Genomic DNA, 26,243 nt, shown 5'->3' with positions numbered 1-26,243 from the left:
AACAAACTGAACTTGTTTATTTTTGAGTCATAAACAATATAGTTATTTGAGAAGTTTAGTGTATGGACACCATCACTGTGGTTGATCGAGGAATTGATTTTCTCGATCAGGCTTTCATCGAAAACAGTATCGTTCAATGTAACTAATTCTTTGATGTAGATGGATTTTCCGTAGGTTTCAGGTGTGCACTCCTGGGTGAGGAAGTACATTTTGTTATCGACAAGGTAAGGCGCGCCGGCTCCCCGGTGGTGATGGTTGCTCACCTTCAGTGAGGGGGCAATCCGCTGCCACTCCCCAAAGATATTCTCAGCAGAGTGAATAATGATTTCATTATCCATTGTGGTGGATAAAAGATAGCAGGTTTCATTAATTGTGAGAAACACATTATCTGTTAATTCAGTATCCGATATTAAGACTTTGATTTTCTTCCAGCGAGCCGGGAATTCTACCGACTGAAACAGTATGACTTCTTTTCTTTCTGAAGACTCAGGGATCATGAAAAGCTGATCGTTGATATGAATCAGGAAAGGGAATGACAAATGACATTTTAAGTCGTCAAAGCCCTCAAGTTTAACATCATCGATTTCAGTCAGTTCACGATCCAGGACGCGGCATCTTAGCGCACCTTTCGAATTTCGAAAGCTAAAGGCTTCATAAAAAACATACAGTTTATCGGCCTTTTCAACAATAAAAGGGTCGGCCTGAAACGTATATTTCTTTTTTAACTGCTGGGCAGTAGTTTTACTCAGTATTTCCAGAGTGTTATCGGGGAATAAGTGTGAGCCATGATCCTTTAGAATCATGATGTCCCACGACTCATGATAGAAAAATGTTTTAATTATTTTTTTTATTTTCGTTTGCATTCGCGCCTACTCCTTTAATTACCTGCATCTTAACAAAAATCTCATACGAACAGCTAATTTGCTGCTGCGTACATGATATCTGTCGTAATGTTGAATGAATGCGCGAAAACTAATGCAGAAACATCAAAGGCTATTTTTAAAAATTAGGTCCGGGTGTGTTTTTTGTCTATAGCACAAAAGTAGGAAATAATTATCCAGAGCATCCTTGCTCCAGTGGAGGGTTTACTCGAAATGCACCTGCGGATTGTCAGCAAGGGAAACGTAGGTTTTGCTGTTTTTATCCAGGGTACGAATTTCACCGCTTTCGATGTCATACACCCAGCCATGCAGACGCAGCGCATTATTTCGCAGTCCAACAGCAACGGAAGGGTGCGTTTTAATATTGTTCAACTGAGCGATAACGTTCTCTTCCACCATGGCGTTAACTTTATCGATGGGATTATCCCAGGTTTTCTTCTCGACCACGGCCTTAGCTGCATCGGCATAGTGCAGCCAGTGCGCCACTGCGGGCATTGGATCGAGGGGCTGGCTATCAGCAATGGCTTTCATCGCGCCACAATTGGAATGGCCACAGATGACAATATCCGTCACACCGAGTGCGACTACCGCATATTCGATGGTGGCGGAGACACCACCGGGTTCCGGTCCGAAAGAGGGGACGATATTGCCGGCGTTGCGGATAACGAACAACTGCCCGGGCTCTTGCTGAGTCACCAGTTCTGGCACCAGACGGCTATCGGAACAGGAGATGAAAAGCGCTTTTGGATTCTGGCTGGATGCCAGGCTGCGGAAGAGTTCCTTACGTTGAGGGAAAATCTCTTTTTGGAAGTTGAGGAAGCCCTCAATGATATGTTGCATAGCAGTGTCTCTTTTCTCTGTTTGAGCAGGTTATGATGAAGATCACACTTTCCAGTTTAACACCAGCCGACAGAAGCGAAAGAGTTTATAGCAGTTTCGCAACATTTTTGACTAATTTTTCTCCACCGTAGCGAGGGTGAAATGTGATATGCGTTCTGCCGTTCTGAGTTAACAGATGGCGGGGGTAGACTGCAAATGGGGACATTCGCAAGCCTACGCCTGGCAAAATGACATCGCTTTTTTTGCCAATAAATCGGAGTTATAGCGATAGCCAGTCATCATGGAATACCTTACATTTTTATATGTATCCACACCTCAAGGAATCATCATGTCCAGACTCCGTACTTTAGCAACGGCTTTAGTCGCCGTTGCCGCGATGACGATGTGCGCCACCCCTGTATTCGCAAACCCCGGTAACGGTAACGGCAATGGTAATAGTGGCAACCATGGTAATAGCGGAAACAAGGGTAATAGTGGTAACAGCCAGAAAGGAAACGCCGGCCAAAAAAATAATGCACATACAGAACAGCGTAAAAATTATGGCAAGCCGGATCATGTGGATAGCGACATCAGCTATAACGTGGCCAGGCAGTATGCTGTCAGATATGGTTTGACGGGGTATAAATCACTGCCGCCAGGCATTGCCAAAAATCTGGCGCGAGGAAAACCGCTTCCTCCGGGGATCGCTAAAAAAAGCGTCCCACCTTCTATGTTGAATCAACTGCCGTATTATCCTGGTTATGAATGGCAGGTCGTTGGCGACAATCTGGTGTTGATTGCACTGAGCACGGCGATTGTCACTGCCGTTATTAATGGCGTGTTTGATTGATTCGCCACGGAATTAATTGGTTCTGTTGTGCCTGCTGGACGCCCGCATTACGCGGGCTTTTTCGTTAAGTAAGGTCAGCTTCATAACCCGTACAGCTTTATTTTTCGATAAAGCGTGGCAATGCTGATCCCCAGTTCGGTCGCTGCCTGTTTTTTCCCCTCCACGCTTGCGCCAAAACGCTGGATGACATTTTCTATGGCCTCCCTTTCCGCTTGTTTTCCCTTATTAGCAAGCTGCTGAGGCTGGGCTGTCATCGACGTTTTTCTGCTGTCAGCTGCGGTGAGCAGGTAAGGAGGCAGATGGCTGGCGTTGATTCCAGCGGCTTCCCCGCGCATCACGAAAATATATTCGATAACGTTACGTAATTCACGAATGTTGCCAGGCCAGTGCCAGGCGTAGAGGCGGTTGATGACGTCATCGGGAAGTTTTTGTGATGGTCGCTGATAACTGACCGAAAACTCATCGGCAAAATATTGCGCGAGGACCGCAATATCTGCCCGCCGTTCGCGCAACGAGGGAAGAACCAAAGGGACCACGTTCAGGCGATAGAAAAGATCTTCGCGAAACTGATTACTCTCCACCATCGCGTTAATGTTTTTGTTAGTCGCGGCAATAATTCGTACATCAATATTGATGGTGTTGTTAGACCCGACGCGGGTGATCGCTTTTTCCTGCAGAACCCTGAGCAGCTTAGCCTGCAGATGAAGCGGCATATCGCCGATCTCATCCAGAAACAGACTGCCGCCGTTGGCCAGTTCAAATTTTCCCACGCGGCCTTTGGGGTCGGCCCCGCTGAATGCGCCGCGCACATAACCAAACAGTTCGCTTTCCAGCAACTGTTCGGGAATGGCAGCACAGTTGATTGTTACGAAGGGGGCGGCTTTACGGGGGCTGCTCTGGTGAATGGCAAATGCCACGACCTCTTTTCCTGAGCCACTTTCGCCGGTAATAAGCACACTGGCATAGCTGTTGGCGATTTTACCGATGGTGCTTCTGAGCTGTTCCATCAAGGGGGAGTGACCAATCAACCGCACCTGGGTGTCGGCCTCATAAGACGATGGAAGAAGGGTACTCAGGTAGTCGTGCGCGTCACGAAAGATAATCATGGTTAAGCGATCGTTATCCAAAGACGAGAGCGAAATTTGCTTGCACAGTACATGGTATTTCTGACCTTCGAGCGTCAGCCAGGCCTCCTCATCGCCATACAAACTGTCCCCGGTTGTTTCAATGGTCAACGGTAATCCCTGAACCTCGCGATTGAGAATGCGATCGGCTGAATGGTTGGCATGCCAGACAAGACCATCACCATCGATTGCCACGACGCCGCGGTCCATGGCATCGATCAGACGGCGAAATGCGCCCAGCCTTTCTTGCGCGCGTAAACGTTCCAGACATTCAAAAACCTTACTGGAGATCATCACGGCTATTTGCTCAATGAAAGTAACAAATTTCTCAATCTGGCTCAGGAGGGTGTCGCGCTGCGCCTGGGTTGAGCAAATAATCCCGATCACCCCAATGACGCGATTGTTGAGAAAAATTGGTGCGTTCAAATCCAGCATTTCAGAACAATAGTGGTGTTTTTCACATAACTGACACAGTGGATGTTCGCCAGGATTTTTGATCAGCACCGTTTCCCGCACCTGCAAAACGTGGCGGTAGATGTAGCCATTTTTTGCCACGTTTTCATTGAGCATATGCCGGTATTTACCGGTGCCAGCGATGCGCATTAAAGATTCATCAATGATCTCAACATCCGTTCCGGTGATGCCAGAAATAGCATCGGCATAATTGCATATATCATCCTGAATATTGCTGAGTACTGAAATCATGCTACTTCTCCGGCGCGTATCGCATTTCTCATGGAAAATGATAAATAGGCGAACTAATCCAAAAATGATTTGCGAAAAATCAATCTACCGCTCTGTTTTAGTATGTTTTTTTTATTTTATCTTCCGCGATCACACTATTTATCAATTGTGAGAATTTATCAAAATGAAACGATAAACTAACGCGATGATATTTTTGGCTGCAAATCTTGAATTCTGTCTATTTAATTGAAATTTAAGTGTTTATTAAATTATTCATAAGATTTTACTCAATTAATAAAAAGCTGGTAAGCATTTTGCTCTATTGGCATTACCGATAGCGGAAATATCTCTGTATGACATCAATTGCAGGGAATGGATTACCAGCACAATGAGGTTTTATGATGCAGGAAAACTTATCATTTTTTATCAACCAGACACCGTTTACCGAACATCCGAACGCGCCGTTGGCTCCGTTTAGCCGCCAGGAGTTGGTCAAAGCGTTGAATTTTCATCGGTCTATTCCGGGATATTCCCCAACGCCGTTGTATACGCTGCCGGCACTTTCACAAAAACTGGGCGTAAAAAATATCTACCTCAAAGATGAGTCGCAGCGTTTTGGCCTGAAAGCCTTTAAAGCGCTGGGCGGTTCCTATGCGATGGCGTGCCATATCGCTGAATTAGTCGGTAAAGATATCAGCGAATTACCGTTTGATGTGATGACCAGCGAAGAGGTGCGCCGCGATCTGCAAACCGTTACGTTTGCTACCACCACCGATGGCAATCACGGTCGTGGCGTTGCCTGGATGGCGCGACAGTTGAAGCAAAATGCCGTGGTTTACATGCCAAAAGGTTCTTCACAGCAACGTCTGACGTCGATCCGTAACGAAGGCGCTACCGCCGAAATCGTCGATATGAACTATGACGATGCGGTTCGCATGACCGCGGAACAGGCGGAAAAGCATGGCTGGATAGTGGTGCAGGATACCGCCTGGGAAGGGTATGAAAAGATCCCGCAGTGGATTATGCAGGGTTACGGCACGCTGATGCTGGAGGCGATCGACCAGCTGCATCAGGTTGCGCCGACGCATATTTTTGTTCAGGCAGGCGTTGGCTCGTTTGCCGGCATGGTTCAGGGAATGGTGACGGCGGCATGGGGAGAAAATCGCCCGAAAGTGATCGTCGCCGAGGCGTTAATTGCCGATTGTCTCTACCGCTCCGCCCGCTCGAAAGAGGGTGATGCCATAGCGGTGGGCGGAGATTTGCAAACCGTGATGGCTGGTCTCGCCTGCGGTGAGGCAAATAGCATTGGTTGGAAGCTGTTGCGTGATTATGCCACTGCATTTGCCTCCTGCCCGGATGAGGTTGCGGCGCTTGGCATGCGCATGTTGGGTAATCCGCTGGCAGGCGATCCACAGATCGTTTCTGGTGAGTCCGGGGCGGTGACGACCGGCCTGCTGTCACTGCTGATGTCCTCGCCTGAACTGGCGCAAACGCGTACGCAACTGGGACTGGATGAGCATTCCCGCGTGTTGTTGATAAGTACTGAGGGTGACACTGACCCACAACAGTATCTGGATATTGTCTGGGGCGGTCAGTACCCGGGCATCAACAAATAATTTCCTGATTGAGAATAAGAACGGAGAAACCCATGTTATCTGCAAACCGTATTGAAGAAGTGATTAAAAACTGTCAGGCGCTAATCCAACAAAAAAGTTATTCCGGTCAGGAAGGGGAAGTGGTTAATGCCATAAAAACAATGATGCAGCATTACCAGTTCGATGACATCCATGTTGATAAGTACGGCAACATTGTTGGCGGTATCGTGGGTAATCAGCCAGGGAAAACGCTGGTCCTTGATGGACATATTGATACTGTACCGGTGAACGAAGAGAAGTGGACCCGCAACCCGTACGGCGGTGATATCGAAGATGGCAAGATTTATGGTCGCGGTACGACCGATATGAAAGGCGCCGTGGCGGCAATGATCTCTGCCGTGGGTTTTTTCGGCCAGGACAACCAGCGTAATTTCGCCGGGAAAATCTACGTTGCCTGTATCGTGCATGAAGAGTGCTTTGAAGGCATTGCCGCTCGTCTGGTCAGCGAGCGCTATAAGCCAGACTACGTAATCATCGGTGAAGCTTCCGAGCTAAACCTGAAAATTGGCCAGCGTGGACGTGCTGAAATTGTGGTTGAAACGTTTGGTAAACCTGCGCACTCCGCCAACCCGCAGGCAGGGATTAATGCGGTGTATAAAATGGCGCAATTGATCGACAAAATTCGCACCATTACCCCGCCAACGCACCCAGTACTCGGGCCTGGCATTCTCGAACTGACCGACATTAAATCTTCGCCGTACCCGGGTGCCTCGGTCGTGCCGGATTACTGCCGCGCAACCTACGATCGCCGTTTGCTGGTGGGCGAAACCAAAGAAAGCGTCATTGCCCCGCTGGAAAATGTCCTGGCAGAATTCATCACGCAGGATCCGCAGTTTAAGGCCCGTGTCTCCTACGCTGTGGGCCAGGAGTCTTGCTATACCGGTGCCACCATTGAGGGGGAGCGCTTCTTCCCGGGCTGGGTGTATGACGAGTCGGACGAATTCGTGCAAGCCGCTCTGGCTGGCGTCCGCGAGGCCGGGTTTAATCCGACCATCACGCAATACTCATTTTGCACCAACGGTAGTCACTATGCGGGCGAAGCGGGAATTAAAACTATCGGCTTCGGACCTTCGCGTGAAAATCTGGCGCACACCATTGATGAGTATATCGAGATCGATCAGTTAACCGGTTCGGCCAGCGGCTATTACAGCATCATCCAGACACTCTATCGCCAATAAAAGAACGATAAAAATCCTCTTACCTTACAGGCGGTGCCGCGCAGCGCCGCCGCAATGGAGAATAATGATGAAAACCATTTTCAAAAACGGAAATGTGATCGATGGGACGGGCAGTGAAGGCAGAATTGCCGATGTGGTCGTTGATGACGGACGTATTGTCGCAATCGGTCAAATAGACGTTGGCGTCAATGAACAGGTTATTGATGCCACGGGAAAAATTATTTGTCCTGGCTTTATTGATACCCATACGCACTCTGACCTGTCGGCGATTATTAACCCCGCGCTGTCGGCAAAAATTCGCCAGGGAATTACCACTGAATTGCTGGGGCAGGATGGCGTCGCGTTAGCACCGTTGCCGGAAGAATATATTCCGGCGTGGCGTAAAAATATCGCCGGACTGGACGGCGATACCGACAAAATAGACTGGAAATATAAAAATACGGACGGTTATCTCAATCTGTTGGCATCACGACATCCGGCGACAAACCTTGCCTATTTAGTTCCGCATGGCAACGTGCGCATGGAGGCGATGGGGCTGGATGGGCGGCCTTCGACCCGTGAAGATGTGGCGAAGATGTGCGAAGTTCTTGAGCGGGAATTAAAAGCGGGCGCGTTTGGTCTTTCCACCGGGCTTATCTATATGCCTTGCGCCTTTGGCGATACTGCCGAAATGATTGAACTGTGCAAGGTCACGGCGAAATATAACGGGATCTTTGTGGTACATCAGCGCAGTGAAGCTGACGATATTATCAACTCAACGCAGGAGCTGATTGATATCGCCAAAGCCACAGGCGTCTGGCTACATATTTCACATATGAAGGTTTGCGGAAAGAAAAACTGGGGACTGATCGACCAAATGCTGGGGATGCTGGAGCAGGCGCAGGAAGAGGGGATCCGCATCTCTTTCGACCAGTATCCCTATGTGGCGGGCAGCACGATGCTCGGCGTGATCCTGCCGCCATGGGTCCACTCCGGTGGAACAGACAAATTACTGGAACGCCTGGCCTCACCTGAACTGCGCGCCAAAATGATCGAGGATATTCAGCAGGGCATCCCTGGCTGGGATAACTTTATCGATTTTGCCGGTCTGGACCAGATTTTTGTTACCAGCGTGAAAACGGCCAAAAATCAGGATGCCGTTGGTCTGAACCTCGTCCAGTTGGGTGAATTGCGCGGGAAAGACCCCTACAACGCCACCTTCGACCTGCTTTATGAAGAAGAAAACGCCGTCGGAATGGTCGACTTCTACGGCACTGAAGAGCATGTGATTAAGTTTCTCTGTCGGCCAGAGCAAAACGTTTGTACCGACGGTTTAATGGGGGCCGGAAAACCGCACCCTCGCGTGTTCGGCGCATTCCCACGTGTGCTCGGTAAATACGTGCGTGAAGAGGGATGTCTGAGCTGGGAAGCGGCAATTCGCAAAATGACGGGTAAACCTGCTGAGGTGCTGGGCCTGCAGGATCGCGGGCTGCTGAAGGTGGGTTACGCGGCGGATATTGTGATGTTCGATCCGAACACTATCGCTGATAGGGGCACGTTTGTTGAACCTAATCAGTATCCGCAAGGGATTGAAATTGTCATGGTTAATGGGCGCATTGCCTTAATTAATGGCACGGAAAGTTATGCCTGTAGCGGTACGGTTATAAGAAAACAATATTAATAAATAACGCTAAACACGCATTGATCTATCGCGACTATTTATGGCCGCGGTAGATCACTACACCCTAAGGACATCACAATGAACCTACAAACATCTTTACCTTCAGGTAAACCAAAGACCTGGAAAGCAAGATATACCGTCCTGACATTGATCTGGCTGGCGTGGCTCCTCTCTTTTCTCGACAGAATGGTCATGAGCGTTTCGCTCCCTTATATCGGCAAAGATTTAAATCTGGATACCACCCAACAAGGTTTAATTATTAGCGCCTTTTTTATTGGTTATGCCGCGTTTCAAATTCCCGGTGGTTTACTGGCGGATAAGTTTGGCTCGCGTAAAATCATGGCTATTGGTATTGCCTGGTGGTCTGTTTTCACCAGCTTAACCGGCGCTGTGCTGACGCTACCGCTAATGCTGGCAGTGCGCTTCTTCTTTGGTATCGGCGAAGGGTGCTTCCCGTCGGCCTCCTGGAAGATGATTTCGACCTATTTCCCGTCGAAAGAGCGCGGGCGCGCGACGGCGATTCAATCAACGGTGAACACCTTAGGCCCGGCGCTGGCGGTTGTGGTCGCAGCCAGCATTATTGGGGCTTTTGGCTGGCATATGGTTTTTATCGTGCTGGGTATTCCTGGACTGTTTATTGCCGCAGGGATCTACTTATTTACGCGTGACAACCCGAAAGATCACCCCGCCATTACGCAGCAGGATCTGGCGGAACTGGCCGTTGACGATCAGGGTGGGCTGCAAAATACCAGCGCTATCGCGTTTAAAGACGTACTCAAAATGCCGGTGCTCTGGCAAATGGCAAGTATCTGGTTTTTGTTTGATATCACCTTCTGGGGATTTTCAACCTGGTTGCCCAGTTATCTGATCACCGTACGTGAATTTTCTCTGGCCAAGACCGGCGTAATGGCGGCAATTCCCTTTCTGTTTGGCGCAGGAGGCACATTGTTAGGCGGATACTGTTCAGATAAATTCAAACCGATGCGTAAAACGTTGTACGTCGTAACCTCAGTCATTGCCGCAGGCTTCCTGTACCTGACCTTCAGCGTGAGCAGCGCAGATATGGCGGTGGTTTATCAGTGTATTTCAGCCCTGTTCATGTTCTTCGCTATGGCGACGTTCTGGGGAATTTTGATGGATACCATCCCCAGCAACATTATGGGACGGGCGTCGGGGATCGTTAACTTTGGCGGTCAGATGGCGGGCGTTGTTTCTGCACCTATCATCGGCTGGCTGATCCAAAGCAGCGCAGGAAGCTATAACAGCGCCTTTATCTTTATGATTGCCGCACTGTTATGTTCTGCCGTCGTTACGCTGACCGTGAAAAACTCGCGCGCGGTTGGAGCATTACCCAGTCAGGCTTGATTAATGTCTGTCTCCTGTGGCTCTGCTGTTTCAGAGCCACAGGGATTGACGGGCATCAACGTTTAATAACACGCAATAACTGAATTTCCCGCCAGATGTACAGTTACCACTGCAATTCTATTCCTCTCCTTATTAAGAATTAAGCATAATAAATGAAAGACCAGTCCTACATGTGTAGGAATATTCCCTCTATAATGTGTTAATGATTTGATCTACAGAAAGGCTCAAGGTTTAATTCTTGTAAATCTGAATGTTATTTTTATGATTTATTCATCTTGATTATGAAAAAATCATAAAATATACACGTGACTATGTTAGAATTTGCGTCCTGGGTCTTGCACTTATAAATCAGTAATATTGAAGACTCACCTGCACTATAGCCATCGCCTCTCTTTATTTATCGGGATTCTTATACGCAATGAACGCGATAATCGTTGATGATCACCCTTTGGCCCGCATTGCCATTCGCAACTTACTCGATACTAATGGTATCACTGTGACCACTGAACTCGACAGTGGCGAGCAAGTCGTACAGGTGGTTGAAAAAAACAAACCTGAACTGCTAATTATTGATGTGGATATTCCTGGTATCAGTGGCATCGAGGTGCTGGAACAATTACGCAAGCGGCACTATGCTGGTGTGATCATTATCATTTCAGCAAAAAATGAATATTTTTATGGTAAACGTAGTGCTGAATACGGTGCTAACGGATTTGTGAGTAAAAAAGAAGGCATGAATAATATTCTTGCCGCCATCGAAGCCGCCAAAAATGGTTATAGTTATTTCCCTTTCTCCCTTGAACACTTTACTGGTTCATCGGCCAGCGAACAGGATAAACTTGATACGTTATCAACACAGGAAATGAGAGTGTTGCGTTATATCCTTAATGGTATGGATTACAGTACGATTGCCAGTAAAATGAATATCAGTAATAAAACGGTCAGTACTTATAAAAGTCGTTTAATGGAAAAATTAGATTGTTCTTCATTAATGGAAATTTATGATTACGCGCAAAGAAATAAAATAGGGTAGAGTAATGCTGGAACGCTTATTTATTTTTTTGATGGTCATATTTACCATCGGATTATCTACGGATGTGAGTTCAGCGCGCCAGGTTGAACTAAAAAGTAACTATAATACTGCGGTGCAAAATATCAGCTTAAACAGGGAAGAAACAAACTGGTTGGCGCATAAAAAAACATTAGTGGTTGGCACCTGGTTACCGGAAGTCTCACCTATTGTCTATCAAAACAGCGGGGAAAATTATCGGGGCGTTAACGCGGACTACCTTGCGCTAATGCAAAAAAGTCTCAATGTAAAAATTGTTATAAAGCAATACGATAACGAGCAGCAGGCGCTTGCCGCACTCGCCAGTAATGATGTTGATACGTTGATAACCCAGCTTTCCCGGCGGCAGGATGTCGGCGGGCATTTACTGCGCACATCGGCATTACTCACAACGTGGCCGACGCTTGTGACGTCATTAAAAAACACGATGCTACCGCTGATGACGAACCATAAGGTCAGCGTCGCCTGTGTGCGGGATTGCCCTTTTCTTAACGTTATCCAGGACGCTTTTCCTGATGCTAAAGTCTCATTTTATGACGACGAGTATCAGGCAATGGCGTCGGTGGTGAACGATGATAACCAATATTATATTGGTAACAATATTACCACTAGTCATTGTATCTCGCGGTATTTCTCGCAATCCCTGGTTATTACGCATTATTTTGATAAGCAGGAACAATATAATTATTTTGTGGTTAATGAAAATCAACCGCTATTAAGAAATATTCTTGATGGTTTTATTACGTCAATAAGTAATGAAATCCATATGCAGGTGATGCAGAACTGGTTAAATCGCGGTAATCTTGCTTATCTGAATGCGCCCATTCCTTTCAGTCATCAGGAAAAAGAATGGCTGAAGAATAAACATACTATCCGCATTTTGATCAACCCGGATTACCCACCCTATACGCTGGTAGATAGCAGCGGCGAGTTACGTGGTATTCTTGGCGATTTGCTGAATATTATTCATCTGCAAACGGGTCTTAATTTTGAACCTGTTTTGGCCACGTCCAGAAGTGAACAGACCAAACTCATCAGTGGTGGGCAGTGGGATATGTATCCGACGATCGCCCCGACTAACCAAAACCAGGACGATTCGGCATTGAGCGATCCGCTGATGAATGTTGCATTCGTGGTTATCACATCGCGCCAGGAAACAGCCGACTCGCTGCTGGGAAAACCGATACGTATTGCTCTGCCTGCCGGACATATTCTGGAACGTGGCCTCAAACAACAGTATCCGCAGGTGACCTGGGTGAATGCGGATACCGGTAGCGCTGCAATGGCTATGGTCAAGGAGGGCGACGTTGATGCGGCAATCGCGACCGAATTGTCGGCAAAGTTCATTACCGATCATTACTACCAGAATAATATGCACTTCTTCCGGCTTCCTGATATGCCAGGCGCATCGGTGAGTTTTGCTATTTCTTCTCATGAGCCGATGCTGAAGTCTGTCATTGATAAGGCCCTGCAAGCCATACCTCCGCGTGAAATTTTACAAATGACGGAGAAGTGGTCGAAGATTTCCAATACCCAGGTTGATATCTGGAGCCGATATAGCAAACAGTTCTATCAACTGGTGGTATTTGCGCTGGTACTTATTGCTATTAGCCTGATCTGGGGGATATCACTCTCCCGTGAAGTCCGTAAAAGAAAGCAATCGCAGCGGTTACTGGAAGAACAGTTGCATCTCAAAGAGGTTTTATCTCAAGAGCTGGAGACTGAAAAGAATAAAGCGATTGCCGCCACAAAAGCCAAAAGCCGTTTTCTGGCGAGCATGAGTCATGAGTTACGTACCCCGGTAAGCTCGATTGTTGGTTTTGTGGAATTACTCTCAAGCTCTGAGCTCAGTCCGGCACAACGCAAAGAGGCCATTGCTTTGACCGGGGCGACGGCCCAATCATTGCTGGGACTGATTGGTAAGATTCTTGACGTTGATAAGATTGAATCCGGAAAATATGAGGTTGTTCCCCAGTGGACCGATCTCTCGCAGCTTATTGAATTGCAGTGCCACTCTTTCGATGCCCTGGCGAGGCAGAAAGGTATATCGCTTGCCTGCGTCAGCCAGTTGCCAGTAAATGAGCGGGTATTTGTCGATCAGCAGGCTTTGCGGCAAATTCTCACCAATCTGCTGGGAAATGCGCTGAAGTTTACGGCGCAGGGCAGTATTCATGTTACGGCCCGACTGACTCCGGACACAGATAATCGCGGCACCCTGACAATCGCCATCAGTGATACCGGTTGTGGCATTAGCGAAGAAGAGCAGGCTGGACTGTTCCATCGTTATGCTCAGGGGCGTTGCGGACGTCAACAAACGGGGTCTGGTCTGGGGTTATTTATCTGCAAAGAATTGGTAACGCTGATGGGCGGTACGCTGGAACTGAGGAGTATTCCGGCTCAGGGAACCACGTTCACGATTACGCTGCCGGTTGAAACTGCCCGACAGTCGATAGTAGCGGATGGGGATACCCCTGGCGCTGTGCTACCGCTACCGTGTCTGTCGATTCTGATCGCAGACGATAACCCAACTAATCGCCTGCTGCTTAAACGCCAGTTGAATACCATTGGCTACAGCGTGGATGAGGCCTGTGATGGCGAGGAAGCCGAAGCCAAACTGGCCAAAAAATCATACGACCTGTTGATAACCGACGTGAATATGCCGAAGAAAGACGGTTTTGATCTCGCGGCTTCACTACGTCGTCAACAACCTCATTTGCAAATATGGGGGCTGACGGCCAGTGCGCTCCCGCAGTCACGCGATCGATGTCTGCAAAACGGTATGAATTTGTGTCTGTTTAAGCCGGTGTCAATCCAGACGCTGACGCATGAACTGAGCAAAATCGACACGGGCTATGCGTCACCTTGTGCAATCCGGCATTTAAAATTCAATGTACTGACTGAAAATACCGGTGGCGATCGCGTATTAATGAACGAGATACTCGAAACATTCCGCGAAGCAACGCTGAGTGATTTACAAGCGGCTGAGAAAGCCGTTGCGCAAGATGAGCCGCAGCTGTTTTTACGGGCGCTTCATCGGTTGCATGGTTCGGCGCAAATTCTGGGTATCACCGCGCTTCAGACGCTGTGCGAACCTTTTGAGTCTATGCGACATGACGATCTTCCGCTGGCTGTACGGCAGCAGGCATTACAGAAAATTGTTGCTGTCATGCGAGAAATTGAAATTGAGATCGACAGTCTGATGAGCCATTAATCCCCCCGGATCGGGTAGCCGTAGCAGCCCGATCCGGAGAGAAATGTCTTGATTCATCACTCGTTAGTACAGAGTATTACTGGCCTGCACCCACCATTTCGCTATCAATAACAATGCCTTCTTCAGCACCTTTTAACACAAGGTTAGCCTCATAAAATTTACCCGTGGACAGCAGTTTTTGGGCGCTGGCAACGGCTTTACGCGTCTGATTCAAAGGCATCAGGTATTGGGTCTGAAGCACGCTGATCCCAGCCAGTTGCAAGGTATCCACTGCACCTTTCCAGTCACCTTTGGCCATTTTGCCATTCGCGGTTTTGATAGCAGATTCTTTTTCCGGCGTAGCAATATAGTCTTCTGATAATGCGATCGTAGCGTTAATAATTACGTACTGATCGTCAATCATCTTCGCCTTAGGCGCTGCTTTGACAAATTTCGCCCAGTCGCTGCTGTCGCCTGCCAACAGGGAAGCGGCGTCATTGGTTAATTTTTTTGCGCTGTCAGGCTGTCCGTGAAACAGAGCCAGACGAGCCAGTTGAATATCGCGCATCGCATTGGCACCTTTTACGGCGACCTGCATAATATCGGCTGCTTCTTTTTGTACATTGGCTGTGGCTGTTTGTGCCGCAGTGGGAGTAGTGGCAGATGCCATTACCGGAGCTGAGCCCATCATAGTTGCAAGCAGACCTGCAAGAATAATCTTTTTCATTACGTTCTCCTGAATAAAGTTGGTATTGTTCACCAAACGCAATAATCATATTAAATAAGTTTAAAGAGAGGAATCAGAGCCAGGATAGAATAATGAGCGCTTAATCTTACAGGTGTCAGACGTCTGACATGTGTAGGATTAAACGGATAACAACATTCCTTTCTTCTTATATACGCATCCTTATCTGAAGTCTTATTATTTCATTGTAAGTGATATGTATTGTGTGAGTATTAACTCTTTTATTAGTAGGTTACATTACGTTTACATGTAACGGAGGATGTATGTTCATTTTTAATCAGCAAGCCCTGAGAACGTTTAATGAAAAAACACTTTCTCATTATAAAAGACACGCAACAATTATGGCGGTGCTGTTGTTGGTATGTGGCATTTGCTGCTTAATCTATCCTATCGCTGCTGGCGTTTATTTAAGCTATGCGACAGGTTTTATGTTCCTGGTGTGCGGTTTTTATTCTATTTATAGCCTGTTTAGCGCCGGGAAGAAGAAGTTGAAAGCCAAATTTACCTATGCATTTTTTGCTATCGCATGGTTACTGCTGGGGTACTGTTTCCTTGTTAACCCGGTGATTGGCATGAATTCGTTGGCTATGGTTTTTTGCTGCTTGTTTATTCTTGGCGGTATTTTTCGTGTGGCTTCCGGAGTTCAAATGTTCCGCAGTCCGGGCTATGGCTGGAACATTTTTATCGGCATTTTAGATCTGCTTATTGCTGGCGTATGGCTGAATATGGATCCCGACAAGTCTTACGTGTTTACCTCGATTTTTATTGGGGTCGAGATGATCTTCAGTTCTTTGGCTTTTATCAGTCTGCGCAGGAATACGAAGTTGGTAGCAACAGACAAACTTGCCAATAACCATTAATACTGCCTCTGGAGTGTATCGTGAATATTAAAATGATGGTTTCAGCTGTTGTTATTATGACCTCTGTTTTGGCACCGATGAGCTGTGCGTTTGCTACTCAGGCAACCGAAGCTGCGCCACAAGATATGACCTGTAAAGAGTTTGCTGATATGAGTCGGCAATACATGACGGCAATTGCCTTTGTGATCGTTAATAAAAACTCTGACTTTAAAGGCGATGATTATGTTCCGCTGCATGAGGTGGAAACTGTCGCTGTTCCGAAAATGATTAACATGTGTCATCAACACCCGGATACGAAATTAGGCGAACTGACCGTAACTCTGAAGGGGGCCGGTCTGCACTACTGATTAACCGTTTCGATAGCCTGGCTTTAGTTAGAATTGACAACCTCTGTCCCCACCCCCACATTTCCCCTCACAATAAAATAACTCGCCCAGCTATCCACGAGGAAACTCGCTGGATAGCTGTGTCTGCTAACTACTGTAGATCTGATAAGCGAAGCGCCATTCCTGGGATCTTATTACCCGATCCCAGGGATAAGCACTTACAAGGGCAGGGAATCAATGTCGGGTTTTAAATCGCGCCAGCATGTTTTCGACAAGAACAAAGAAGACCGGAACAAAGTAGATCGCCAGCACGGTCGCGGCCAGCATTCCACCGATAACGCCCGTACCGACGGCGTTTTGCGCGCCAGAGCCAGCGCCGTCACTTATTGCCAGTGGGATAACCCCCAGAATGAAGGCCAATGACGTCATCAAAATAGGACGTAAACGCATTTGCGCAGCTTCCACCGCGGCTTCAAGCGGCGTTTTTCCTTCTTTTTGCATAATCTCGACAGCAAACTCGACGATCAGAATAGCGTTTTTAGCTGAAAGTCCCATGGTGGTGAGCAGGCCAACCTGAAAGTAAACATCATTGCTCAGGCCACGCAGATCGGTCGCCAGCAAAGCACCGACCACCCCAATTGGTACAACCAGCATTACGGAAAATGGTATTGACCAGCTTTCATACAGTGCCGCCAGCGCCAGAAATACGACGATCAGAGAAATGCCGTACAGCATTGGCGCCTGGTGGGTGGACAGCGCCTCCTGATACGACAGCCCCGTCCAGGCATAACCGACGCCCGCGGGCAGTTTATTAATCAGTGATGCCATAAATTTCATCGCATCGCCGCTGCTTTTCCCTGCGACCGGTTGGCCGAGAATTTCCATTGCAGGCTGTCCGTTGTAGCGTTCAAGACGGGGAGAGCCGTAGGTCCATTCGGTTGATGAGTAGGCTGAAAGCGGCGTCATCGCGCCGGAGGCGTTACGTACGTACCAGTGGTTGATATTGTCCGGCAACATACGGAACGGCGTATCGGCCTGGACATACACTTTTTTAACGCGCCCCTGGTTAAGGAAATCATTGACGTAGCGGCTACCAAACGCCGTAGAGATGGTCTGGTTGATATCCGACAATGCCACACCCATCGCCTCTGCTTTTGTCGCGTTGACGTGAATGCGAAACATCGGCGTATCTTCCAGCCCATTTGGGCGCACCCCGTTAACTTCATCGGGTGACTGGCTGGCCAAAGCCAGGAGCTGGTTGCGGGCCTGCATCATTTTTTCATGCCCAAGGTTACCGTTATCCAGCAACTCCATATCAAAACCTGAAGCGGTACCCAATTCGGCGACTGCGGGTAAATTGAACGGATAAACGACGGCATTATTAATGGTGCTTAAGGCCATCATTGCCCGTCGAATGATGGCGGTAACCGAGTTTTCTTCGCCAACGCGTTCTGACCACGGTTTCAGGCTGATAAATGCCAGACCGTTATTTTGCCCCTGTCCGCTGAAGCCAAATCCGCCAACGGTAAAAACAGACGCAACATTTTTCTGTTCTTTTGTCAGATAGTAATCCGTTATTTCCCCAAGCACTTTGCTGGTATTTACCATCGTTGAACCGGAAGGTAATTGTGCCGTGGTCATGAAAACGCCCTGATCTTCTTCAGGCAAAAAGGAGGTGGGAGTACGGAGAAACAGCACCATCATGCCAGCGCCAATCACTAAATAGACTACCATATAGCGGCCGGTGCAACGTAATAGCCTACGGGTGCTGTCAGTGTAGTGATGGGTGCATTTCTCCATGAAGTGATTGAAACGGGTAAACAGAAAATGGGTGTTTTCTTTTTCTCCCTCGTGGGATTTCAACAGCATAGCGCAGAGTGCGGGCGTCAGGCTCATCGCCACAAATACCGACAGCAGCATGGAGGAAATTAAGGTGATGGAAAACTGACGGAAAATTTCACCCGTAGCCCCGCTCATAAATGCCATTGGCATAAACACGGCGGATAAAACGACGGCAATACCAACCAGCGCTCTCTGGAGCTGCCCCATCGCTTTATGCGTCGCCGCTTTGGGTGACAAATGCTCTTCGGCAATAATACGTTCTACGTTCTCAACCACCACGATGGCATCATCAACTAGCAGTCCTATTGCCAGCACCATGCCAAACATCGTGAGCGTATTGATCGAAAAACCGGCGACGTCGAGTATCGCAAAGGTTCCGAGAATAACAACCGGAACCGCGATAGTGGGGATAAGCGTCGCGCGGAAACTTTGCAAAAACAGGTACATGACGAGGAATACCAGGATGATTGCCTCGATCAATGTATGAAACACACCCTGAATTGAAATCTCGATAAAGGGGGTAGTGTCATAGGGATAAACGATTTTCATGCTGGCCGGAAACCAGGCTGATAACCTGTTCAGCTCTTGTTTAACGGCCTGGGATGTTTCAAGGGCATTGGCGCCAGCGGCAAGTTTAATTGCAATCCCGGCGGCGGGTTTTCCGTTGTAACGTGCCACCGTTGCATAATTTTCCGCACCCAGCTCAATACGAGCGACATCCCGCAGCAGAACCTGGGAGCCATCCTGCTGAACCTTAAGGAAGATCTTGCCAAATTCATCGGTAGTTTGCAGGCGTGTCTGAACAATGATCGACGCATTTAACTGCTGGTCGGCTGATTGCGGCATTCCTCCCAGCTGTCCGCCCGATATCTGGTTATTCTGTACTTTGAGCTGGGTAATAACGTCCTGCGGCGTAAGGTTATATTTGTCGAGCTTTTGCGGATCCAGCCAGATACGCATGGCGTATTGCGAACCGAATAACTGTACGCTCCCGACCCCGGGGGTGCGGCTCAGTGGGTCTTTAATATTCGACGCCACATAGTCAGCAATATCATATTGGCTCAGACTGTTATTATCAGAGATAAAACCCGCAACCATTAAGATATTGCTGCTGGATTTATCAACGCTGATCCCTTGCTGCTGGACTTCCTGTGGCAAGGAAGGCATCGCCAGCTGTAGCTTATTCTGTACCTGAACCTGCGCTATATCAGGTGAGGTTCCCGTTTTAAAGGTCAGGATAATCGACGCATTACCGGCCGCATCGCTGGTGGATGACATATACATCAGGCCATCAAGCCCGTTCATATTCTGTTCAATCACCTGAGTCACCGAGTCTTCAACGGTCTTGGCGTCTGCACCGGGGTAGGCTGCGCTAATGGTAATGGTAGGGGGAGCAATTTGCGGATATTGCGCGATGGGCAAGTTCATTATCGCGATACCGCCGGTAAACATCATGATAATAGCGAGCACCCAGGCGAAAACCGGGCGCTCAATAAAAAAGTTAGCCATGAAGAAAGTGTCCTTAATACCTGAAATATTACTGTTTAGTTACCGTGTCAGGTGTGTTTGGTTTTGCAGCGAGGATTCTGGCTTTGATTCCCGGACGGATTCTTTGTAATCCGGACACAATGACCCGATCGCCGGGATGTAATCCTGTAGTCACCAACCATTGATTGCCTACAGCCTTCACCGCGTTTATTTCGCGCAGTTGCACCACGTTTTCTTGATCGAGGATTAACGCAGTGGCCTTTCCCTGTGCGTTATGCGTAATCCCTTGCTGTGGGACCATTAAAACATTTTGTTGGTTGCCCTCATCCAGCAATGCAGTGACGTACATTCCGGGTAAAATTTCACCCTGCGGATTGGGGAATACGGCGCGTAAGGTCACGGAACCGGTAGTCTCATCGACGGCTGGATCGGAAAACTCAAGCGTGCCGGTATAGCGATAGGGCTTGCCATTTTCCAGCATCAGTTCAACCGGAATTTTGCCCTTTTGCTGGGCAATCTTCCCACTGGCTTTTTCTTCTTTCAGGCGTAAGAAGTCTTGTACTGACTGCGTTAAATCAACATAAATTGGATCCAGTCTTTGCACGGTAACCAGCGCGTTTCCCTGATTCGCGGTGACCAGCGCGCCCACGGTTACGGAGGATTTACCGCTGATACCCTCAATCGGCGAGGTGACATTGGCGTAACGAAGGTTGATGGTGGCCTGCTCAAGATCCGCTTTGGCGACGGCGACATTGGCCTCTGCTTCATTAAGCTGTGAGCGCGTCGTGTCGTAGTCCTGGCGGCTGACGTAATTGGATTTTATTAATGCTGACTGCCGATTTAATGTCAGTCGCACATTATTGGCCGTCGCCTGCGCCTTTGCCAGTGCGCCTCTGGCTGCATCCAGCCTGGCCTGCAACGGGGCGGGATCAATTTGATACAGTGACTCTCCTTTGCTGACTTTGTCACCTTCAATAAAATTACGTTTGATGATGATCCCACCAACCTGAGGGCGGATTTCGGCGATCTCAAATGAAACCGCGCGGCCAGGAAGTTCACTTTTAATATTCACGGAGGAAGGCGCTAAGGTCACAACGCCGACCTCGGGTTCCATCGTAGTGGTTTTTACTGCAGGTTTATTATCGCAGGCGGTAATAATGACGCTGCTAAAAAATAGTGGTATCAACAGTAAGCATTTTCTGTTCATAGTAATCCCTGAAGAATTCGTAAGCACAAATGTTTTTTTATGGCATGCAGGGTGGGGGAGTTATCGGTAAATAACAGAAGATGGTCAGGCATGAGAAGAGTAACGCCCATTTCCGCACTAAAATTTAGCGGTTAAAATTATATGTAACAGAAACAATGAATATTTAGCGAAGGATCGCATGGAGCACGATGACGCAATAAGCAAAACGCGGAGTGATTAGAAAGCGTGTTGGCAAACACTCGGCTCCGGAGTCTATTCGCGTCATCGTACTACAGAGATTATTTCACTAGCTCTGGAGTAACCTCGGTTACGGTATTTGCGGAGTAGGGCATTCCCCACATCGGTCCTGGCCAGAACGCGCCATAACCGTAATCCCACATATTATAGGTCGTGTTGACGGACTCAGTTAAATGCCAAACCTGAATACCTTGTAAATCAACTTTAACAAAGTTGTACGGGATTTTGTTGATGAATCCTTGTTCATCCCCTTGAATTGTCCCTAAAATAGTCACGAAGTGGTTTCTGTAGTTTACCGGGTCGAGAAAACCTTTCTGTTGGGCAATAATACGGCCCTGATAGCTGGCGTCTATTTGTGGTTTAGCGTCGTTGTTCAGCGGCAGAACGGCGATTTCCAGTAACGTATCCGTTTTGGTGTTAATTACATTGATGACTTTACCCCCAAATCGGGCCTGCTGGCCTGTATATAACCCCGGTTGGTTATGCACGGAGATAAAGTTTTTTTGTATATCTGGTTGATTATTACCTTTGATATTTTCAGGAATTGAAGCACATGATGCCAGAGTGAAAGCAAGGGCAATAATCAGCAACCCTTTTGTTTTTTTCATTTTACTTTCCTGCTAAAAAAAGACAGGTCTATAGTAAACCTTTACTCATTATTGTCAGCAGGCGCGAGGCTGATTATCTAAAATTAATATAATTGTAGCTTATGGTAATAACAGACAGTATTTTAGCGGGGCGCTGGATGAGTGTATGACAGTCTACAACCGTGATGGTGATGGCGCCACAAGGTTATCATCCGGTGACGATCATGGCATCATGTTGGGTCCGTTTGAACGCTGTCATCATCACATTCTGCGGATTTAAGTCAGGAACGTGTCAACGCTGTGCAGAATGGATCATGCTACTAATAAAAAGCCGCTTTCGCGGCTTTTTATTATTGAATGGCTGGAGGATTATTCGCTGATTTTTTTCTCAACGGAGGCTGCACCTTCTTTGGTCTTATTCCAGCCTTTCTCTGCACCTTCTTTTGTTGCATTCCAGCCTTTTTCTGTACCTTCTTTGGTATCATTCCAGGCTTTTTGTGAACCTTCACTCACTTTGCTGCTCAGGTCATCTTGCTTACCTTCAGCAGCATGTTTTGCTTTTAATTTTTGCTCTTCACCCTGATTCTGCGCCTGATGCAGTTTTTCTTTTGCAGTATTCGCGTTTTCGTGCGCGGCGGCTACATCATTATCGGTTGCGTGTGTTGTTGCGGCAATAACAGGAGAAGCCAGCAGAATGGCAGATAATGCGATAATTGTCTTTTTCATAATATCCTCGCTTAGCGTTATAAGTTATTAGCGTAATGAAGCATGGCATACAAACGAAGCGCTGACTTTAGGAAAAAACTGTAAGTGCTGATAACGTTATTTATCCATTTAGTGCAGCTGCGAGCAATTAATACGGTTATTTTTGTTGCGGGTTTTGTTTTTTGCGCGAAAGGAAAGGTGCAAAAAGCGTAGTGATAACGTTGATATGAAAAGTGTTATCTATTTGATTTTTATGTGATTGATGGGGCGTTATAGGCTGGTCGTTCGTTTCCCAAGGTGAGCGTTTCTATCAAATAATTCACTCTCTTGATTTTTCCGGCCTGTAGACCATGCTTATTTAATACGGGCATAAACAATAACGTCGTTTATCGCAAAAGTGATACCGATAGAGGGCTTTTGGTATGTCCAATGATGTGCCTTTAACAATAAGAGAGCACTATGCTTGAACTCCGTCCTAATTGCGAATGCTGTGATAAAGATCTGCCACCTGAATCAAAAGGGGCCTACATCTGTTCATTCGAATGCACATTTTGCGTAGATTGCGTGACCCAACGACTTAATGGCCAGTGCCCGAACTGCGGTGGGGAGTTGGTGCGACGTCCAATACGCCCCGAAGCATCCCTCCTGCGGCACCCAGCATCCACTCAGCGTTACTATAAACAGTAGAGATGTAAACTATGTTCGCTCGTTGCTTGTCACGGCCCATGATCCTGTTGGTCGTCAGCTTAGCGCCAGAAGCGGATTTTGGTTGAAATCAGACTGCAAAGATTCTTTCCCTTTTTTAATTTACTAAACGTGCTGCCCTGCTTGCAAAGGATCAACGACTGATCAAAAATGAATGAACGTTCATTCATTTTGCGGGTAATTACTTCACGCAAATCATTTCGTTTATAAATAGGCACAGGCTAATTATGACCAGTAAAACGCTCAGACTTTTATTCCCTCAATGGCAAGGTGGCAATAATCCAGCCTATCATCTTGGCTCGCTTCTTCTCTCGTATCTTTCCCCCGAATCAGATGGCCCTTTTGAGTCTGTTCCGGTTGATGAGCCCACAACGGAGCCACAGGCCGAAGTGGACGGCATCACAGCCAAACCTCAAATTATCAGTCAGCTTACCGATGCAGGCGCTCTGATTAAGAAATATGATCCTGATTCAATCGTCGTTTTTGGTGGCGATTGCCTGGTATCACTGGCTCCTTTTGCCCATCTGCTCAATAAATACGGTGATAAACTGGGGGTGCTCTGGATTGACTCTCATCCTGATGTGCAGACTTCCAAACAATATCCAAACGCCCATGCCCATGTTCTTGGCGCGCTAATTGGGACAGGTGATAAAGATTTAGTTGCTCATGTATCCACCAGACTCAACCCTTCAAAAATAATGATTGCAGGTATCCACGATCCGCTGCCTTATGAAGCTGAGTATCTGGCTAGTCATCGCATTGAGACAATAGGTCCTGAAAAGGTTAAAAACGACGCGAAAGATGTCGCGGAATGGGTAGAGAGAGAAAATATTGAACATCTGGCAATACACATTGATCTGGACGTTCTCGATCCGTCACTTTTCCGTTCGGTTCTTTTCGCCAGGCCTGGCAGAGGAGAACATGACTTTGGTGATGTCGCCGAAGGTAAACTATCTATTGCAGATGTTCTAAATCTGGTAGATCAGGCAACCTCAAAAGCGGAACCTGTCGGCCTTACACTTGCTGAACATTTACCCTGGGATATGCTGAATCTGAAGAACATGCTCAATGCATTGCCGCTTATGAAGTAAGGTCTGATTCTGGGGTCAGAGTTCAATACTGGCTCCAGGATAAAAAGCGCGCTAAAGTCTGGGCCCTGGATTAAACATAATAGTCAACATGTTAAAGAAAACCGAAACCTACCATAAGCTGATTACCGCTGCCGCTACCTGTTTTGCAGAAAAAGGCTTTAGTGCGACAAGCGTGCGTGAAATTTCTAACCGGGCAGGGATCAGCCAGGGAGCGATGTACACGTATTTCAAAAGCAAGGATGACCTCATCAAGGCAATCGTTCTTGAAGAGCAGAATTCAGCGTTGACCGCTCACAATGCTCCGTCTAACGGTACTTATTTCGAGCGCCTTTGCGCGCAGGTTACATCGTGCATAAGCGATGTAGGTTACCCAGTTACGCATCAACTGTGGGTTGAAATCATGGCGGAGTCTGCGCGGAACCCTGAATTGCAGAAAACGTATATATCCAGTGATACCATCATGCGGCAAAGTATTGCGGGAATTATCGTAGACGGAATTGCAGCGGGAGAGTTTCGTCGGGACATTAGCCTTGAGGAAGTCACGATTATTCTTTTTGCCTTTATTGACGGTTTAATCGCGCGTAAGGCTATAAACGCATCCTTCTCTTTCAGCCGCGACCTGCCTATGTTTTTTGAGTTGATGGCAAAATTATTGAAATAATACTAACAGCGTTAGTTAACGCGCTTGCCAGGGAATCGCAAATGTCCGCTTCTCGCTCATAGCGGACCTTCAGCTCAGGTAACTTGTCCACTTCGTGTCAGAAGTGGACATCTAAGCCGTTTCAGAGAGTTAAGTGCAGGGGGAACCTTCGAGTATGTTAATTATCAAATCGAGTGGGAAGATGATTTCATTAGTTTGTCTGAGCTCTTCTAAGCTCCACCAGTAGTGCTCGCGAATGACTTCTTTTTCGTTATTACTCCAACCTGAGCGGTCAATATCTGATTTATCTGCAGTAATAATAAAGAAACGTTCTTCAGCAAGAACGTTCTCACCACCTGGCAACATCATAGGAAAGGTTCTGGAGGCGATTTGTGGTCCCGCCGTTTTTCTTGTCAGGCCCGTTTCTTCAAATAATTCACGTAACGCCGCCTGCTCAAAAGACTCGTTGTGCTCAACTCCTCCCCCTGGCGTTGCCCAGTAAGTTTTTCCATCCAGAGCATCATCTTTATGGCAGAACCTAAAGAGCAGAACGTGATTTTCAGGTGAAAGGACTATCAATCGAGAGGATGGATGAATCGCCACGGGTTTAACAGACACCTCAGAGTCATTTAAGATGACTTAAAGAGAGGTGCCCATGAGCGGTAAGCGTTATCCCGAAGAGTTTAAAATTGAAGCAGTCAAACAGGTTGTTGATCGCGGTTATTCTGTTGCCAGCGTTGCAACACGTCTCGATATCACCACCCACAGCCTTTACGCCTGGATAAAGAAGTACGGTCCGGACTCATCCACTAATAAAGAACAGTCAGATGCTCAGGCCGAGATCCGCCGACTCCAGAAGGAGTTGAAGCGGGTTACTGACGAACGGGACATATTAAAAAAAGCCGCGGCGTACTTCGCAAAGCTGTCCGACTGAGGTACGCCTTTATCCGTGACAACACCTGTTGCTGGCCTGTTCGCCTGCTCTGTCGGGTGCTGGATGTTCATCCCAGTGGTTTTTACGCCTGGCTTCAGCAACCGTATTCTCAGCGCCACCAGGTAGATCTGAGACTGACGGGACAGATCAAACAGTTCTGGCTGGAGTCCGGTTGCGTTTATGGTTATCGCAAGATCCATTTGGATCTGCGGGACAGCGGGCAACAGTGCGGAGTGAACAGAGTCTGGCGACTGATGAAACGTGTCGGGATAAAGGCTCAGGTCGGATACCGGAGCCCGCGGGCACGTAAAGGCGAGGCCAGTATCGTGTCGCCCAACAGGCTCCAGCGACAGTTCAATCCGGATGCTCCGGATGAGAGTTGGGTAACGGACATAACCTAC

The 26,243-nt window shown here is 47.6% G+C and carries 21 protein-coding genes and 1 pseudogene; 13 read left to right on the top strand and 9 right to left on the bottom strand.

Features of this window, described 5'->3' with window-relative positions; translation table 11 throughout:
* Both JSN25_RS00130 and JSN25_RS00125 read right to left on the bottom strand, forming a co-directional pair.
* A partial coding sequence (locus JSN25_RS00130) for a glucosamine inositolphosphorylceramide transferase family protein (RefSeq protein ID WP_204525359.1) occupies positions 1-863 on the bottom strand: 863 nt, incomplete at its 3' end.
* Between the two features lie 222 nt (positions 864-1,085).
* Positions 1,086-1,721 (bottom strand): carbonic anhydrase, encoded by a 636-nt coding sequence (locus JSN25_RS00125; protein ID WP_038632863.1) that lies wholly within the window; start codon positions 1,719-1,721, stop codon positions 1,086-1,088.
* A gap of 328 nt (positions 1,722-2,049) precedes the next feature.
* On the opposite strand from JSN25_RS00125, the gene JSN25_RS00120 reads away from it, so the two are divergent.
* Positions 2,050-2,550, top strand: coding sequence for an anti-virulence regulator CigR family protein (locus JSN25_RS00120; RefSeq protein ID WP_038632857.1), 501 nt, complete (start codon positions 2,050-2,052; stop codon positions 2,548-2,550).
* Positions 2,551-2,630: 80 nt separating this feature from the next.
* Here the strand turns inward: JSN25_RS00120 and JSN25_RS00115 are convergent, their stop codons facing one another.
* On the bottom strand, positions 2,631-4,379 hold the full coding sequence (locus JSN25_RS00115) for a sigma-54 interaction domain-containing protein (protein ID WP_085048901.1): 1,749 nt from the start codon (positions 4,377-4,379) through the stop codon (positions 2,631-2,633).
* Between the two features lie 380 nt (positions 4,380-4,759).
* Here JSN25_RS00115 and dpaL point away from each other — a divergent pair, with 380 nt between their 5' ends.
* From dpaL to JSN25_RS00085, 6 genes are all read left to right on the top strand, one after another.
* Positions 4,760-5,974 (top strand): diaminopropionate ammonia-lyase, encoded by a 1,215-nt coding sequence (gene dpaL / locus JSN25_RS00110; protein WP_038642834.1) that lies wholly within the window; start codon positions 4,760-4,762, stop codon positions 5,972-5,974.
* A gap of 32 nt (positions 5,975-6,006) precedes the next feature.
* The gene (locus tag JSN25_RS00105) at positions 6,007-7,191 is read left to right on the top strand and encodes a YgeY family selenium metabolism-linked hydrolase (protein WP_038632852.1); all 1,185 of its coding nucleotides are present in this window, start codon (positions 6,007-6,009) and stop codon (positions 7,189-7,191) included.
* A 67-nt stretch (positions 7,192-7,258) separates the two neighbouring features.
* Positions 7,259-8,851, top strand: coding sequence for an N-acyl-D-amino-acid deacylase family protein (locus JSN25_RS00100; RefSeq protein ID WP_199952237.1), 1,593 nt, complete (start codon positions 7,259-7,261; stop codon positions 8,849-8,851).
* A gap of 78 nt (positions 8,852-8,929) precedes the next feature.
* Positions 8,930-10,216, top strand: a complete 1,287-nt coding sequence (locus JSN25_RS00095) for an MFS transporter (protein WP_042313230.1) — start codon at positions 8,930-8,932, stop codon at positions 10,214-10,216.
* A 418-nt stretch (positions 10,217-10,634) separates the two neighbouring features.
* Positions 10,635-11,249 carry an acid-sensing system DNA-binding response regulator EvgA gene (evgA, locus tag JSN25_RS00090; protein ID WP_038632843.1) on the top strand — a complete coding sequence of 205 codons (615 nt, stop codon included), beginning with the start codon at positions 10,635-10,637 and terminating at the stop codon, positions 11,247-11,249.
* 4 nt (positions 11,250-11,253) lie between these two features.
* Entirely contained in the window at positions 11,254-14,496 is a 3,243-nt protein-coding gene (locus tag JSN25_RS00085) for a response regulator (protein ID WP_204525358.1), read from the top strand.
* Positions 14,497-14,572: 76 nt separating this feature from the next.
* Here the strand turns inward: JSN25_RS00085 and JSN25_RS00080 are convergent, their stop codons facing one another.
* Positions 14,573-15,202, bottom strand: a complete 630-nt coding sequence (locus tag JSN25_RS00080) for a YfdX family protein (RefSeq protein WP_121529445.1) — start codon at positions 15,200-15,202, stop codon at positions 14,573-14,575.
* Positions 15,203-15,483: 281 nt separating this feature from the next.
* Here JSN25_RS00080 and JSN25_RS00075 point away from each other — a divergent pair, with 281 nt between their 5' ends.
* Both JSN25_RS00075 and JSN25_RS00070 read left to right on the top strand, forming a co-directional pair.
* Positions 15,484-16,080, top strand: coding sequence for a DUF308 domain-containing protein (locus JSN25_RS00075; RefSeq protein WP_204525357.1), 597 nt, complete (start codon positions 15,484-15,486; stop codon positions 16,078-16,080).
* Complete coding sequence (locus JSN25_RS00070; protein WP_204525709.1) at positions 16,080-16,427, top strand: HdeA/HdeB family chaperone; 348 nt, start codon at positions 16,080-16,082, stop codon at positions 16,425-16,427. The genes JSN25_RS00075 and JSN25_RS00070 overlap by 1 nt, the downstream gene beginning before the upstream one ends.
* 213 nt (positions 16,428-16,640) lie before the next feature.
* Here the strand turns inward: JSN25_RS00070 and JSN25_RS00065 are convergent, their stop codons facing one another.
* The 4 genes from JSN25_RS00065 to JSN25_RS00050 all read right to left on the bottom strand — a co-directional run bounded on the left by JSN25_RS00065 (position 16,641) and on the right by JSN25_RS00050 (position 22,493).
* Positions 16,641-19,757 carry an efflux RND transporter permease subunit gene (locus JSN25_RS00065; protein WP_204525356.1) on the bottom strand — a complete coding sequence of 1,039 codons (3,117 nt, stop codon included), beginning with the start codon at positions 19,755-19,757 and terminating at the stop codon, positions 16,641-16,643.
* Between the two features lie 28 nt (positions 19,758-19,785).
* On the bottom strand, positions 19,786-20,943 hold the full coding sequence (locus tag JSN25_RS00060) for an efflux RND transporter periplasmic adaptor subunit (protein ID WP_204525355.1): 1,158 nt from the start codon (positions 20,941-20,943) through the stop codon (positions 19,786-19,788).
* Between the two features lie 278 nt (positions 20,944-21,221).
* On the bottom strand, positions 21,222-21,788 hold the full coding sequence (locus tag JSN25_RS00055; protein ID WP_204525354.1) for a Slp family lipoprotein: 567 nt from the start codon (positions 21,786-21,788) through the stop codon (positions 21,222-21,224).
* Between the two features lie 348 nt (positions 21,789-22,136).
* On the bottom strand, positions 22,137-22,493 hold the full coding sequence (locus JSN25_RS00050; protein WP_038632820.1) for a hypothetical protein: 357 nt from the start codon (positions 22,491-22,493) through the stop codon (positions 22,137-22,139).
* Between the two features lie 438 nt (positions 22,494-22,931).
* Here JSN25_RS00050 and JSN25_RS00045 point away from each other — a divergent pair, with 438 nt between their 5' ends.
* The 3 genes from JSN25_RS00045 (at position 22,932) to JSN25_RS00035 (ending at position 24,929) form a co-directional block, all read left to right on the top strand.
* The gene (locus JSN25_RS00045; protein ID WP_087856195.1) at positions 22,932-23,159 is read left to right on the top strand and encodes a DUF1272 domain-containing protein; all 228 of its coding nucleotides are present in this window, start codon (positions 22,932-22,934) and stop codon (positions 23,157-23,159) included.
* Positions 23,160-23,404: 245 nt separating this feature from the next.
* On the top strand, positions 23,405-24,268 hold the full coding sequence (locus JSN25_RS00040; protein WP_069324614.1) for an arginase family protein: 864 nt from the start codon (positions 23,405-23,407) through the stop codon (positions 24,266-24,268).
* Positions 24,269-24,356: 88 nt separating this feature from the next.
* Positions 24,357-24,929, top strand: a complete 573-nt coding sequence (locus JSN25_RS00035) for a TetR/AcrR family transcriptional regulator (RefSeq protein ID WP_137351676.1) — start codon at positions 24,357-24,359, stop codon at positions 24,927-24,929.
* Positions 24,930-25,058: 129 nt separating this feature from the next.
* On the opposite strand, the gene JSN25_RS00030 is transcribed toward JSN25_RS00035, so the two are convergent.
* On the bottom strand, positions 25,059-25,511 hold the full coding sequence (locus JSN25_RS00030) for an NUDIX hydrolase (protein WP_204525708.1): 453 nt from the start codon (positions 25,509-25,511) through the stop codon (positions 25,059-25,061).
* Positions 25,512-25,563: 52 nt separating this feature from the next.
* On the opposite strand from JSN25_RS00030, the pseudogene JSN25_RS00025 reads away from it, so the two are divergent.
* Positions 25,564-26,243, top strand: a pseudogene (locus JSN25_RS00025) (IS3 family transposase); the annotation flags it as partial.

This window comes from Citrobacter cronae (assembly GCF_016893685.1).
Lineage (GTDB): Bacteria > Pseudomonadota > Gammaproteobacteria > Enterobacterales > Enterobacteriaceae > Citrobacter > Citrobacter werkmanii.
The sequence above is the reverse complement of the archived record's forward strand: the minus strand, read 5'-3'. Positions and strand labels throughout refer to the sequence as shown.